Below are 14872 nucleotides of genomic sequence, written 5' to 3' on the forward strand. Positions count from 1 at the left end.
ACGTATTACTGACATGATAAGCACTCATCATAATTAAAGTTTGTCATTTGTTTTTGATGTATTACAGACTTATTAAATACATTATGGGAAACCTTATCTGCTCTTTGAATTGATCTAGATCTACAATAATATAAACTCTTTATACCTCTCTTCCATGCTAAAAAGTGTATTTTATGTAGGTACCTCTTATGAACATTTGCAGGTAAAAAAAGATTTACTGACTGCGCTTGACATATATATGGAGACCTATTACAAGTATGCTCAATTATCCAACGTTGATCAAGCTCATATGCTGTTTTAAAAACTAATTTTTCGTAATCAGTTAAAAAATCAAAATGTTGGACAGATCCTTCATTTGTTGAAATTGAAGACCATACTTGATCATTATTCTGCTTTTTAGATTCTAAAAGCTTTTGTAGAAATTTATTACGTACAATAAAAGAACCTGTTAAAGTCTTATGAGTAAACACATTCGCTGCATACGGCTCTATACCAGGAGATGTATTACCAGCAATAATGGAAATTGAAGCAGTCGGAGCAATAGATAGCTTATTTGCAAATCTTTCCATCATACCTGCATCTATAGCATCAGGACAAGGACCTTTCTCAACAGCTAATTTATAAGAAACTTTATCAGCTTGATCCCTGATATGCGCAAATATTTTCTTGTTCCACATTGTTGCAGTAAAAGATTCAAATGGTATCATCTTACTTTGTAAAAACGAGTGAAATCCCATTACTCCAACACCAATACTACGTTCACGCATTGCAGAATACTTTGCCCTCTCCATTTCTTGCGGTGCTTTGTTTATAAAATCAGTTAATACATTATCAAGAAATCTCATAACATCTTCAATAAAAAGATTACTGCTTTGCCAGCATTCATAATATTCAAGATTTAATGATGCTAAACAACATATAGCAGTTCTTGATTGATTTAAATGATCATATCCCGTTGCAAGAGTAATTTCTGTACACAAATTGGACATCTTAACTTTTAATCCTAATTTCTTATATATCTCTGGCCTATTGTTATTTATTGCATCAATAAATACTATGTAAGGTTCTCCGGTTTCAACTCTATTAGTAAGAATTTTAATCCATAGGTCTCGTGCTTTCACTGTACAAATAACAGATTTATCCTTAGGACTTAGTAAATTCCAGGACTCATCTTTTTCCACAGCTCGCATAAAGTCATCTGATAAAGTTACTCCATGATGTATATTAAGAGCCTTTCTATTAGGGTCACCTCCTGTAGGTTTCCTTATATCCAAAAACTCCTCTATTTCTGGATGCCACACAGGTAGATAGACAGCAGAACTTCCCCTACGCAACGAACCTTGACTAATTGCTAGAGTCAATGCATTTTGTACAACAATAAATGGAATTATTCCTGAAGTTTTTCCACTACCCCTTACCTTCTCACCAATAGAACGCAAGTTACCCCAGTAACTTCCTATACCACCTCCACAAGATGCTAGCCATACATTTTCATTCCATAGATTCACTATCCCTTTTAGGCTATCTTCAGTTTCATTTAAAAAGCACGAAATTGGTAATCCCCTTTTTGTACCGCCATTACTTAATATAGGAGTTGCAGGAATAAACCACAACTTACTCATATAATCATATAACCTCTGTGCATGCTCATCTGTATCGGAATAATACTGAGCAATACGGACAAACAGCTGTTGATAATTCTCATTATCTAATAAATATCTATCAGAAAGCATAGCTTTTCCAAAAGCTGTCAAATTATTATCACGGCTATAATCTACAACAATTGATGTCATTTTTAAATACCTTTTTTAAGATGAGTACCTTATACAAAATACACATATTTTATATTATAATAATATATATAGTATCTATATCTATAAATAAACACAATATATAGTATTAAATAAATATTAGTAACATGTTATTTATAACTAAAAAGTTAATAATTATTTAATAAGTATTCCCTTTTTCTTCTTGATAAACATATAAATACCAATCATAACTACTTACAAAAGTTTTGCAGATAAAAATTATGTAGCTTTTAGTATATTAAAAAAGAGAATTACTGTTGACTATATCTAAAAAAAGAACAGTGACTCCCACGGGAGTCGAACCCGCGTTACCACCGTGAAAGGGTGGGGTCCTAGACCACTAGACGAAGGAGTCACTTTCATATTTTAAATGATTATATTACTAATGTACTTGTAGTCAAACATTATTCTATATTACTTCTTAAATTTTATATCTAGTAATTAAAACAGCTTTTATATACTATTGATACCAAAAGCTTTACTTATTACCATGGACATACATAATCAAACATTAAAATCAATACAGAAGTTTAGCCAATTACTTACTCAAGAACTAATAAGAGTTTTCTTACCAATAACTCAAGCTGAATATACCCATAATATCTTACATGAGGCAATGTGCTATAATATTTTTAATTCAGGTAAATGCATACGACCATTCCTTGTAAATGCATCTGCAAAAATATTTAACGTAGATATAACAAGAATATTACCAGTTAGTGCTATTATCGAAATAATCCATATTTATTCCCTAATACATGATGATTTACCATCTATGGATAACGCAATTACAAGACGTGGTAAAGAAAGCTGTCATAAAAAATTTGGTGAGCATGTTGCTATATTAACTGGGGATGCTTTACTTACATTAGCTTTTGAATTAATATCTAACTTAAGTGAAAGCAATTATATAAAATGTAAAATGGTAAAAGTTATTTCACACGCATGCGGTTATCAAGGAATGATAAGTGGTCAATTTCTAGATATAATTAGCCCAATTACAGATCTACATATAATGCAAAAAATGCATGAATTAAAAACTGCCAAAATGTTTTCCGCTGCATGCGAGTTAGGCGCAATTTTAGGAAAAGGATCAAAATCAGAAACAGATTCTCTAATAAACTACGGTAAAAGCTTAGGATGCGCTTTTCAAATCAAAGATGACATTCAAGACATGCATCAAGATCACCAAGCAAACAACATAGTTAATATATTAGGTATTAAAAAATCCAAAGAATATATGGCCAATCTATTTGATCAATCCATAGAACATTTAAAAACCTTTTCATATCAAGCAAGCCTTTTAAGCAATTTAGCTAAATTTATCCAAAATACATGAAAAAGATAATCTACAACTCAATATTTATAATTATAATATTTTTTATATCAATACTGATATTGCATTCAATATCAGTTTTTTATCTACAAAACTCTGATTTGCAGTCCAGCAAGAAAAAGCCTTATGAAATTTTTTTTCCTAGTAATAGTATTACATATCAAATAGGATATAAGATCTTAAGACCAATAATCGAATCTAGAGTTGACTACTACATAAAAAAACATGGGCTTGAAGAATACTTACGTAATACTAAATCTAAGGTACATAAAAAAGCAAACTTTACTTTTTATGATCTAACTCAAGGCAATGGAAAGACAGTTATTTGTGGGCAAGATATATCAGTAATTATATATAAAATATCAAACACAATAACTACAAATATAAAAGATATAATTAACAATTTTCCAAATCCTGAAAATATAAAATTAGGAAGTCATAATATACAAGAACTAAATTATGCAATTGATAGAATGCAAGAAGGTGGTGAACGTATTGTAACAATTAATAGCGGGAAAAATAGTGGCAATTACTACGTTAAGCTAATTGCTAATAAATCCAATAACTTACAAAATATTCAAAATATATTAATTTTTAACAATGCAATCAAAAATTACAATGGTATTGTAAACACAATTAGATGCAGCGATACTGTATCAGTAAAATATACAGTAAGAAATGCTCAAGGTAAACCTATAATAAGTGATCATGTGGCTCATTTTACAGTAGGCAAAGGACAAGTACCCATTTCACTAGAACTTAGTGTAATAAATATGGAATCTGATCATACACGAGCTGTCATTGTTCCCCCTGACTTTCTACAAGATTTTAAAAGCCAAATTGATCAAAAAGATATAAAAATTATCGATTTGCAAATCATAAATTAAGCTCTATTAAAAGCTATTAGCCTTAATATTATATAATCATATAAAAGCATAAATTTTTGTTACACTTCGCTATCATGTATTTCAGGATAATTTATATGACCATTACGTAACAATTGTACTACTTCTTCTACTAAAGCTGGAGCAAGTAAGTATCCATATCTATATAATCCATTAACTCTAATAATATGATCTTGAGTATATATTTTAGGAATATTATCAGGAAGTGCCGGTCTACAATTACTCATCAACTTAATAATTCTTGCTTCTGCAAACCCTTTATGCAGGGAATATGCACCAGATAATAATTCCAATATAGATTGCACAGAAGGTGTAGACATATCGTCACTCTCTATTTCACTTGCACCAATTACAAATTTATTATTAGGCCTTGGAACAACATATATACTATATCTTGGATGCAACATTCTTACAGGACGATTTAGTTTTACTTGTGGTGCATCTAATAAAATTATTTCTCCTCTTACCCCCCTCAAATGAGGTATATCATGCCTAGCACCTAGTCCTCTACAATCAATTACTACGTCAAAATTATATTCTTGTTCACCTATCACTATTGTTTGAGAATACATCTTATCAACATTAGTTTTTTCCCACCAAGTAATTTCTAATTGCTGCAAAGCAAATTCTAAGTTACAAAACAATTGAGTATTATCAATGTTTCCCTCACCAGGTAAATATATTCCATAACAAAATAATAATTCTGGTTCAAGCTCTTTTATAATCCTACTATCAACAATGCAAACATCATAAAGTAACATCTCATTCAGCTTTTTTTGTATAGCAAATTGTAGTCTTTCCAATTCTGGTACATCACAACTATGAGATACAATAATACTCCCCAATATTTGAAAATGTGTATGTTTTGGCAAACTATCAAGAATCCTTGGCCATAATTTCATCGATTGAAATCCAAGCTTAAAAACAATGGGATCCATACTATCAATTTCAGAATATAAAGATAACATACCTCCTGCAATCAACCCACAACTTTTCCAACCACGTCTATTATCCTTATCAAATAGTGATACTTTCCATCCTTCACTTGCTAACCTCCATGCTAGCATTCGACCCATTAGTCCAGCACCCGCAATTCCTACTGTTTTTACCATATACTATCTTCAATAAGATAACAAAATTAGCACAACTAACATAATACCACAATCAATCCATAACTTTTTTAATTATATTCTATCAATAATAATCGTAATTCTGTTAACTTGAGAATATAAAAATATATTAAGAAACCCTATATTTTCCATGCCAATCAACAACGTTAAAAAGTTCTTTAATTTTCATTATTTTGCACTTATTGCAAAAACATTTAACTTACTTCAGTAAATAATACTAAACTAATGAGAAAAATCTCCTTTAAAATAAAATCTATTACATACCACACCAGCAATACTTTTTAAAGACTTCACTATTATCTCATACAGGATATAATATTATTACAACTGTTTAGATTTATTTAACAATAATATAATAACTCAAAAATACGTTATATTGTGATCTATAAAATATTATATCTTGATGTATAATCTTTAAACTTTCCTTTTTCTGGCTCAAAAAAAAGCTTTATATTACCTATCGGGCCATTTCTTTGCTTAGACACTAAAACATCTGCTACATTAGCAATTGTATTCATTTTTGATTGCCATTCTGCATGTTTTGCTGTTCCTTCAGCTGGTTGCTTTCTAATTTCATAATATTCTTCTCTATATAAAAACATTACAATATCTGCATCTTGTTCGATACTACCAGAATCTCGCAAATCTGATAATTGAGGTTTCTTATCATCACGTTGTTCTACAACTCTAGATAGCTGAGAGAGTGCAATTACAGGTAATCCTAACTCTTTTGCTATAGCTTTTAATCCTTGTGTAACCTCAGAAACTTCTTGTACCCTATTTTCACCACTACGTTTAGTAGTACCTTTAATTAACTGTAAATAATCTATAAATACAGCCCCTAGATTATGCAACTGATGCATTCTTCTAATACGTGTTCTTAATCCACTAATTGACAATATGGAAACATCATCTATAATTAATGGTAATTCACATATTCGCGTACTAGCATCTAATATCTTCTTAAGATCACTATCGCTAATTTTTCCAGTTAAGGCCTTATAAGAGCTTACCTCAGACTCAATTGATATAATTCTCGAAGTAAGTTGTTCAGCAGACATTTCCAAGGAAAAGAATCCTACACTTTTATCATCTTTTTTTAATACTTTGCATGCATTTAATGCCATATTTAACGCTAATGCTGTCTTCCCCATGGAGGGACGTGCAGCTAAAACTAACAAATCTGATTTTTGCAATCCACTTAATAATTGATCTAAATCTTGAAATCCAACAGATATCCCCTGCAATACACCTCTATTATTTTTTGCAAATTCTATTTTCTTTTTCATATTTTCCAGTAAATGTGGCATCATATGACAATTGTTATCAGCTCTTCCATGACTACTCAACAAAAATAACTTTTGTGCAGCATCCTCTAGCTGTTGATTAGCAGTATTATCAGAATCATAATTATATGCCTTATCAACAACTTCTTGTCCAAAACTAATAAGACATCTTCTTAAATATGCATCTAAAATCACCCTTGCTATACTTTTGATATCAAAAATAATACTAGCTTTTGCTGCTATTCTTGCTAAGTATTCTACACCTCCACATTCCACTAATGCTTCATCGTGATCAAAAAACATTTTTAAGCTTATTTCATTTGCAACTAAGCCACGCCTACTAATTTTAGTAATTTGTTCAAAAATACGCTTATGTAAAGGGTCAAAAAACATATCTGCCGTTATTATATCTTCAACAGCATCACACACTCTATTATCTCGTAACATGGCCCCTATAAGCATTTGCTCTGCTTCAATATTACATGGCAATTCAGAAATTGATGCAAGAAGACCTTTATTGTTTTTTAATTTTAGCACATTAATTTTTCAATAAAAAATACAAAGCTTAATTATAACATACTTTCAAAATAACAATAACTATATAAAAACTCAATATCTTTATTATATGACCAAATAAACTTTGATAATTAATAATATTGGTACATATTACCCACAACTTTATCATACGATTTTACAAAATATGTAACACAATACGAAGACTTAAAAACACATCTAGATGCTATGATCATTAACAAAAACACTTATCAGAAGTGATCAATACGAAAAATGAAACAATTCTTTTTATTTGAGCACATATCAGAAAATCACAAAACAGCAACTATTAATAATATTTACAACGTAAATGTCAATACAATGCTATACTCAAAACTTTAAATAATCTCCAAATACAAATAATTCAATATTCTGCTAACTAATAGGTCAAGATGTTTATAATATCCCCTCCCCCTTTATACATAACTTAAGTTACAATCAGACAAAGCAAGTCATCAGCATAAATTTTTCAACATTACAACAACTTAGTAATGGTAAAAATCGTTATCTACATAGAAAGTTATAATATAGTTATTGGTTTATTTTAAATAAATTACATACTTGTACCTAATAATTCCGGTAGCAGTTATAAACAACATTAATAATAAATCAAACTTATGATTCAATAGTATAAATAATAAAAATCTAAAACTTATAACAATATCATTGACACAACGTGACTTTACATAAATAAAACATATTTTACTTACTATCATTTCGGAAATAATAAAAAATAATAAGCTTAACTAAACTGTTACAATACCAATATTTATTACAAAGCACCTCTATTAACAGCAGACCAGATATGAAATACACAATTAATAGTGTTATAATCAAATAACCATATCAGTGACAAAAAATAACTAAACTAATGTATATTAATCTACAATAAACATAACTTCATGTAGTTCTGTATATATTAATAACTTTGTATAAATTTCATTCAATTTTACACAATTTTCTTATAGTTAACATATTAAACATCATACAAACAAATTTATAATGGCATAAAAGAAATTTTTTTACAGTTTTCTTAAAATTTTACATGATTGGAAAAACACTTTCAGTATAGAATCTTCTTAAATAAATCTAAACAATCACTAAAATTTAACAAACCAATAACTATATTATAACTTTCTATATAGAGACTTACCTAGATCTTCTTTTATACTTACCTTGTGTAAATCCTTGCATTTTTATAAGCATTTGCTAAAACCATTTGGTTTTTTATTGAATCTTATTCCAACAAATCTTTGTAATTTTTCAACATTATAAACTTTGTCCACTACATATTAGTTCAATAACTTTAACAACCTTTATTAATGACAATGTCTTAACTCTATAAAAAAGTCTTTTAAGAGCTTTATATTTTCTTTTTCTAAAATCCCTCCATATATTTCTGGTATGTAATTGCAAAATTGAAATATCCTTGCACCATTTTCAATACTACCATATTTTTTATTATATGCTCCAAAATATAATCTACGTATCTTGGATAGTGATATCGCTTGCGCACACATGGCACATGGTTCAAGAGTAACGTACATGTCGCAGTTATTTAATATAGTGGTGTTCAATATAGAACATGCATGTCTAATTGCTAAAATTTCTGCATGAGCAGTTGGATCATTGTTATATATTGTTAAATTGCTACAGCAAGATATGATTTGCTTGTTAGTTGCTATCACAGCTCCTACAGGTATTTCTTGTTGCTGTAAATTTTCTTGTGCTTTTTTTAGCGCTATTTTCATATAAGTGTAATCAAACAATGTTTTAAAGGACCTGTGTTAATAATAAGTTATAACATATTTTCTCGTAAATGGATATGTAGAATAGGAAAAGGCGTTTATGATTACCTTTTTTATCAAATTATGATATAATAGGATATATTGTGTGGAAAAAATTTATGAGTTTTAAAATAGTTGTTTACTTATCCATTGTTATAGGTTTTTTTGGGGCATTTATTCTGCTTTTTAGATTGTATAAAGATCACGTGCATCAGTATGTTATAAATATATTTTATGATAATGATGAAAACCTAACAAATGAAGAAAAGTATAAGGATTATCTTAATAATAAGAAAAAAGAAATTGTTAGAGATCAAATTTCATTTAAAAATGTAACAGAAGTATATCACCAAAATAATATAAAGGTTGTTGAAGTTATTGAACCAATAGGTAAGTGGACAAAGTTTATAATGTCAGAAAAATTGCAAAGACTTGTTGGAATAAAATTTAATAAAAAGCCAAATGGTTTTTGGCAAATGCTTATAAGAATGCAAGGGTTTACACAAGGTAAGTATAAAGGAAGATCTAGGTAAGCGTCTATATAAAAAGTTTATAATATAGTTATTGGTTTGTTAAATTTTAGTGATCATTTGGATTTATCTATAGAAGATTATTATACTGAAAGTGTTTTTCCAATCATGTAAAATTTTAAGAAAACTGTAAAAAAGATTTGTTGTATGCCGTTATAAATATACATTTCTATAATATAATTTTTGTTTATAAAATACATTATCAGCACTACAACATTGTATATATTGAATTTTTTAGCTGTGATATTGTTAAATGTGGTTAATGTTTTGATTTGCATATTGTTTATATGATGTTTAATATATTAACTGTAAGAAAATTGTGTAAAATTGAATGAAACTTATACAAAGTTGTTAATATAGGCAGAACTATATAAAACTACGATATTTAATATATTAACTACAAGAGAAAATCGTATAAAATAGCATCTATCAATACAATAGATACAACTACATACGTATTAGGCATGCTCCCCAAGTAAGCCCTCCACCAATTGTTGCTAATAATATGAGACTCCCCGATTTCAATTTATCATCATTCTTAGCTTCACATAAAGCAAGAGGTACTGATGCAGCTGAAGTGTTTGCATGCTTATCTATACTTATAACTATTTTTTCATGTGAAATACCCAATTTTTTCGCAACCAAGTTAATAATTCTCACATTAGCTTGATGTGGGATAAATAGATCAATATCATCAACACAAATAGAATTACGTAATAGTATATCAGAAATAATAGAAGTTAATTTTTCAATTGCATGCTCAAATACTATAGTACCTTTCATATGTATAATACCTGCTGTTCCAGTAGAAGCAACACCCCCACTAGTATATAACAAGTCATTTAATGTCCCATCTGAACGCAATAAAGTTGAAATAATACCTGTACTTGCATTCCCACTATCATTAATTACAACAGCACCTGCTCCATCACCAAACAATATACATGTTGATTTATCTTGCCAATTAACAATCTTTGACATAGTTTCTGCTCCTATAACCAAAGCTGTCTTAATCTGACCAGATTTTATAAAATTATCAGCAACAGAAATTGCATATATAAAACCTGAACATACAGCCTGAATATCAAAAGCAAAAGCATTCTTGCATTTTAATTCTGATTGTATCAATGTAGCACAGCTAGGAAAAGTCTTATCTGGAGTGGTTGTAGCAACAATTATAAGATCAATATCGTTTTCAACAACACGCGCATCTAATAATGCTTTTTTTGCGGCTAATATTGCCATTCCTGATGTTGTCTCACCATCTTTAGCTATACGCCTTTCTTTAATACCCGTTCTTTTTACAATCCATTCATCACTGGTATCAACAAGCATTGAAACATCAAAATTTGTTACAACCTTTTCAGGTAAATAAGCACCCATTCCCAATAAAGCAGATTTTTTCATTTATTCAATACCATTCTTAACTCTGCAATTTTTTTATTAATATTATTATATATTGCATTTGACAGCAACTTTGATAGCATTAGCAACTCTATATATTAGTATTATCATTACTTTCTACTATTTACCATTTAATCCCAATAACATTGTTCCATTGTAAAATTTTGGTTAAAACAGTAAAATTTTCTTTTAATTAAAAATTTATTACAACCTTTTCAAGTAAATAAGCACACTTTACTTAAGGAAACAGATTTATTCAATAACATTTAATTCACCTGCAATTTTTACATTAATATTATTATAGATTGCATTGGCAGCAACTTTAATAGCATTAGCAAATGCTATACTATCAGCATTACCATGACTTTTTACTATTACACCATTTAATCCTAATAACATTGCACCATTATGAAATTTTGGGTTAAAACGGTAAAACTTTTCTTTTAATTGAAATTTAAGTAATAACCCTGCAAATTTAGTAGCCAAAGAGTAATTTATCGATTCTTTTAGTAAAGCAAAAATATTTTCTGCTAGAGATTCCATCATTTTTAACATTACATTTCCAGAAAACCCATCTACAACAACAACATCTACATCTCCTTTTAAAATATCATTAGCTTCAACATATCCACAAAAATTTATGCCAGACTCAATCTTTTTTAATAATGAAAATGCTTCTCTAATCGTATCTGTACCCTTAGTTTCTTCGTGTCCAACATTTAACAACGCTACCTTAGGATTTTTTCTGTTAAGCACAGTTTTTGCAAAAGCATTACCCATTATTGCAAATTGAAATAACGAATCTGCATTACATTCAACATTAGCACCTAAATCTAACAATACAAAATCCTTACCCATAGAAGGCATTGTAGTTGCAATTGCAGGCCTATCAATATTAGGTAATGTACCTAGAATAAACCTTGATATTGCCATTAATGCTCCAGTATTACCAGAAGAAATAGCCCCAGAAACAATTCCTTTTTTTACATCTTCAATTGCACACGTCATACTTGATTGTTTACGATGCCTTATAGCAAAAGAAGGCTTATCACTTGCTAACACTACATCTTCGACATGAATAAAAGTACTACTCTCCTCTAATTTTTTATACTTTGACAATATAGGCATTACTTTATCTTCTTGTCCATAAATACTAAAGTGTACTTTGTAGTTATAAGAATACATCAAGCTTGATAAAGCAAAATCTGCCCCTTGAATTATTGATTCAGGAGCAAAATCACCTCCCATGGCATCTAATGCAATTGGTATATTTATCACAATATCTCTTTATTTATTAACTTGAACAATTTGCCTATTATTATAATATCCACCTAAACATATATGGTGAGATAATTTATATTCTCCAGTAGTATTATCAACAACTACATTAGGAACAGTCAACCTTAAATGAGAGCGATGCATATTACGACGTGACTTCGATTTTTTTCTTTTAGGTACAGCCACAATATAACTCCTTAAATAAATAATTTATTATCTTCTAAAAAACTTAAATTAGCAATAAAACTTTTTTTTTATTACAACACACATAGCAACCACTATTATAGATAAATCACATTACCTTAAAAATAATTGCTTCATTAAATCATACACTTAATACAAAATAATACATTTAGCTTTCTATTATATATCATAATATCATACAAAAACTTAATAATATTAAACATATGTATCCCGCACAAATGCAATCTAACTCTTGTTAATCAGCTATTTAAAATTACTAATAACTAAAAGCAATTTCAAATCCTTTGATTATCATTAAATAAAATCTAAAGAATAATATTTTATTATATATTTAATACTTTAAAATTTAAACTCATATATAAGCTTTATAATTTTTTCAACAAAATAGAAGAATGCCTATAATTAACCCATAACATAAATACAGCTTCTGCTCTTATTTTATAACTAAATACACAACTTTCTTCACAAAAACCTAGACACTGCCGTAATATTTGATATGTATTTTACAATTCATAATTTATATTAATTAATGTATAAAAATTTTAGCTTTACAATCTCTTGTCAAGTAAATAATTCCAGAGTTGGAATCATTAATACCCCACATGGTCAGATTCATACTCCTGCATTTACATTTTGCGCAACAAAGGCCGCTATAAAATCTCTTGATATCAGAACAGTAAAAGAATGTAATACACAAATTATATTATCAAATACTTACCATTTAATGCTTCAACCTGGTGAAAACATTATACAAAAGCTAGGGGGATTACATAAAATTTTAGGATGGAATAAACCAATACTAACAGATTCCGGAGGATATCAAATATTCAGTTTAGGTTATGGTTCAGTATCAGATGAAATCAAAGGAAAAAGGAATAACAAAAGACCCAAAACTTTACTGGAAATTAATGAAAATGGTGCAATTTTCAGGTCCTATATTAACGGGCAAAAGTATTATCTAACACCAGAAAAATCTATAAATATTCAAAAAAAATTAGGAGCAGATTTAATTATAGTATTAGATGAATGTACACCCTTTAACATTAACTATGAATACACAAAACAATCAATGCATATGAGCAATAGATGGGCCATTAGATCTTTTGAAGAATTTAAAAAAAACTATCATGGTACTCAAGCTTTATATGGAGTAGTACAAGGAGGCATATATCAAGATTTAAGAAAAACAAGTTGTGACTTTTTAAATAATATGTCATTTTTTGGATATGCTATTGGCGGCTCTTTAGGAGCATCTAAACAGCAAATGTACAACACAGTATCTTTTACCATGGAACATTTAAATAAGAACAAACCCATACATTTACTGGGTATCGGAAATATTAACGACATATTTTACGGTGTAAAGCACGGTATTGATACTTTTGATTGTGTTCACCCGACAAGAATTGCAAGACATGGAGCAGCACTAGTAAAAGTAAAAAATAGATGTGAAAATACAAAACATAAGGAATACATAAATCTCTACAATTCAAAATTTCAAGAAGATCTATCTCCCATAGAAGACGATTGTCTATGCTTTACATGCCTTAATCATTCTAGAGGATATATACATCATCTTTTAAAAGCACAAGAACTACTAGCATATAGTTTAATCACTGCACACAACATATATTTTATGAACAACTTAATGCAAAATATTAGAAATGCTATAATTAATAATACATTTGAACAAGAAAAGAATAACTGGGTTTATATGTAATATTAATGATTGCATCATTGGCTATAAAGCATATAAACATAACCTCCTATATTTTTTATATCTAATAATTAAGCAAATCTTTTTTCCATAAAGAAATTATTATTATCATAATATTAATAATTAATAACTTTTACTATTAATGAAAATTAAACATTTTAACAGTGCATAAAAATTATTAATCCATTGTTAAAAAATACTTAATTACAATATGACTTTATAACAATATTTATTTGAACCGCTGTACAGCTTGTAATTCCTTCTATAGCACATCAAGCGTACACTTGACTTACATTCCCAATATTTAACAAGCTTTTCTTTCTTCCCTTAAAATGTTTATAATAAAAATATTACACATAAGCACGTAGATAACCTTAATACCTGAATACATTATCACCATAATTACCCACTATTCAACACCCATTAAACACTTACTAGCTAAAGTGACAGCTTATACTTCCACTATAACAAACAATTCATTATAAATGTCTGCTTAAATATTAGCTTGCAATACATATTCATGCAAATTCACATATAAAGTTTATGTGTTCTTTAATGCTTTGTATTATCATACTTACTTTATTTTTACAGTTATTTATATTTATAGTTTCAGAACAATAAAAAATATCTAATATATTTCTTCTATTAAGCTACCTTAATATATTAAAGTTAATCCAAACTTCCATTTATAAAGTCTAATATTTTTAAGCTTACACTACGCATAGCTTTACTATTATAAACAATTTTATCGTTTTTTATAAAACTTTTGCGTAATCTGTGCTATTTAAAATTTGTACTATCTTAACATGACAACTCAATAACAATAATTTTATCACTAGCTCACATAAGTATGTACCATTATTAACTGAAAGTTTATTATTTAGTTAAAATAAGAAAGCTAATAACTCAAAAAATTTCTTTTTCTATATTTT

11 protein-coding genes and 1 tRNA gene are annotated in these 14872 nt (G+C 28.6%); 4 read left to right on the forward strand and 8 right to left on the reverse strand.

The genetic code is table 11. The annotated features are described in order from the left end of the window. Positions 1–5: 5 nt before the first annotated feature. The gene (locus NLO413_RS01750) at positions 6–1793 is read right to left on the reverse strand and encodes a ribonucleoside-diphosphate reductase subunit alpha (RefSeq protein ID WP_045808829.1); all 1788 of its coding nucleotides are present in this window, start codon (positions 1791–1793) and stop codon (positions 6–8) included. A gap of 300 nt (positions 1794–2093) precedes the next feature. Next, positions 2094–2166, reverse strand: a tRNA-Glu gene (locus NLO413_RS01755). A gap of 135 nt (positions 2167–2301) precedes the next feature. On the opposite strand from NLO413_RS01755, the gene NLO413_RS01760 reads away from it, so the two are divergent. Next, the gene (locus tag NLO413_RS01760; RefSeq protein WP_045808830.1) at positions 2302–3150 is read left to right on the forward strand and encodes a polyprenyl synthetase family protein; all 849 of its coding nucleotides are present in this window, start codon (positions 2302–2304) and stop codon (positions 3148–3150) included. Further along, positions 3147–4034, forward strand: a complete 888-nt coding sequence (locus NLO413_RS01765; RefSeq protein ID WP_045808831.1) for an FKBP-type peptidyl-prolyl cis-trans isomerase — start codon at positions 3147–3149, stop codon at positions 4032–4034. The genes NLO413_RS01760 and NLO413_RS01765 overlap by 4 nt, the downstream gene beginning before the upstream one ends. Positions 4035–4093: 59 nt before the next feature. Here NLO413_RS01765 and NLO413_RS01770 read toward each other — a convergent pair whose 3' ends face one another. The 3 genes from NLO413_RS01770 to NLO413_RS01780 form a co-directional block, all read right to left on the reverse strand. After that, a complete protein-coding gene (locus tag NLO413_RS01770) occupies positions 4094–5164 on the reverse strand; it encodes an FAD-dependent oxidoreductase (protein ID WP_045808832.1) in 1071 nt (356 codons plus the stop codon). Between the two features lie 401 nt (positions 5165–5565). Further along, complete coding sequence (locus NLO413_RS01775; RefSeq protein ID WP_045808833.1) at positions 5566–7005, reverse strand: replicative DNA helicase; 1440 nt, start codon at positions 7003–7005, stop codon at positions 5566–5568. A gap of 1334 nt (positions 7006–8339) precedes the next feature. After that, positions 8340–8771, reverse strand: a complete 432-nt coding sequence (locus NLO413_RS01780) for a nucleoside deaminase (protein ID WP_045808834.1) — start codon at positions 8769–8771, stop codon at positions 8340–8342. A 155-nt stretch (positions 8772–8926) separates the two neighbouring features. On the opposite strand from NLO413_RS01780, the gene NLO413_RS01785 reads away from it, so the two are divergent. Beyond that, positions 8927–9340 carry a hypothetical protein gene (locus tag NLO413_RS01785; protein ID WP_045808835.1) on the forward strand — a complete coding sequence of 138 codons (414 nt, stop codon included), beginning with the start codon at positions 8927–8929 and terminating at the stop codon, positions 9338–9340. 444 nt (positions 9341–9784) lie between these two features. Here the strand turns inward: NLO413_RS01785 and NLO413_RS01790 are convergent, their stop codons facing one another. The 3 genes from NLO413_RS01790 to rpmF form a co-directional block, all read right to left on the reverse strand. Further along, positions 9785–10744, reverse strand: coding sequence for a beta-ketoacyl-ACP synthase III (locus NLO413_RS01790; RefSeq protein WP_045808836.1), 960 nt, complete (start codon positions 10742–10744; stop codon positions 9785–9787). 249 nt (positions 10745–10993) lie between these two features. Next, positions 10994–12019: a phosphate acyltransferase PlsX gene (gene plsX / locus NLO413_RS01795; RefSeq protein ID WP_156965555.1), complete on the reverse strand. Its 1026-nt coding sequence runs from the start codon at positions 12017–12019 to the stop codon at positions 10994–10996. A 9-nt stretch (positions 12020–12028) separates the two neighbouring features. Next, positions 12029–12205: a 50S ribosomal protein L32 gene (gene rpmF, locus NLO413_RS01800; RefSeq protein ID WP_045808837.1), complete on the reverse strand. Its 177-nt coding sequence runs from the start codon at positions 12203–12205 to the stop codon at positions 12029–12031. 547 nt (positions 12206–12752) lie between these two features. Between rpmF and tgt the strand changes: the two genes are divergently transcribed. Beyond that, on the forward strand, positions 12753–13943 hold the full coding sequence (gene tgt / locus NLO413_RS01805) for a tRNA guanosine(34) transglycosylase Tgt (RefSeq protein WP_045808838.1): 1191 nt from the start codon (positions 12753–12755) through the stop codon (positions 13941–13943). The last annotated feature ends 929 nt before the right edge of the window (positions 13944–14872 follow it).

Origin of the sequence: Candidatus Neoehrlichia procyonis str. RAC413, assembly GCF_000964795.1 — a bacterium.
Lineage (GTDB): Bacteria > Pseudomonadota > Alphaproteobacteria > Rickettsiales > Anaplasmataceae > Neoehrlichia > Neoehrlichia procyonis.

Bases quoted from the DNA above. Each gene is read 5' to 3' on its own strand.
- tgt (WP_045808838.1), top strand. From the start codon at position 12,753: ATGTATAAAAATTTTAGCTTTACAATCTCTTGTCAAGTAAATAATTCC.
- NLO413_RS01780 (WP_045808834.1), bottom strand. From the start codon at position 8,771: ATGAAAATAGCGCTAAAAAAAGCACAAGAAAATTTACAGCAACAAGAA.
- NLO413_RS01760 (WP_045808830.1), top strand. From the start codon at position 2,302: ATGGACATACATAATCAAACATTAAAATCAATACAGAAGTTTAGCCAA.
- NLO413_RS01785 (WP_045808835.1), top strand. From the start codon at position 8,927: ATGAGTTTTAAAATAGTTGTTTACTTATCCATTGTTATAGGTTTTTTT.
- NLO413_RS01770 (WP_045808832.1), bottom strand. From the start codon at position 5,164: ATGGTAAAAACAGTAGGAATTGCGGGTGCTGGACTAATGGGTCGAATG.
- NLO413_RS01765 (WP_045808831.1), top strand. From the start codon at position 3,147: ATGAAAAAGATAATCTACAACTCAATATTTATAATTATAATATTTTTT.
- NLO413_RS01750 (WP_045808829.1), bottom strand. From the start codon at position 1,793: ATGACATCAATTGTTGTAGATTATAGCCGTGATAATAATTTGACAGCT.
- NLO413_RS01790 (WP_045808836.1), bottom strand. From the start codon at position 10,744: ATGAAAAAATCTGCTTTATTGGGAATGGGTGCTTATTTACCTGAAAAG.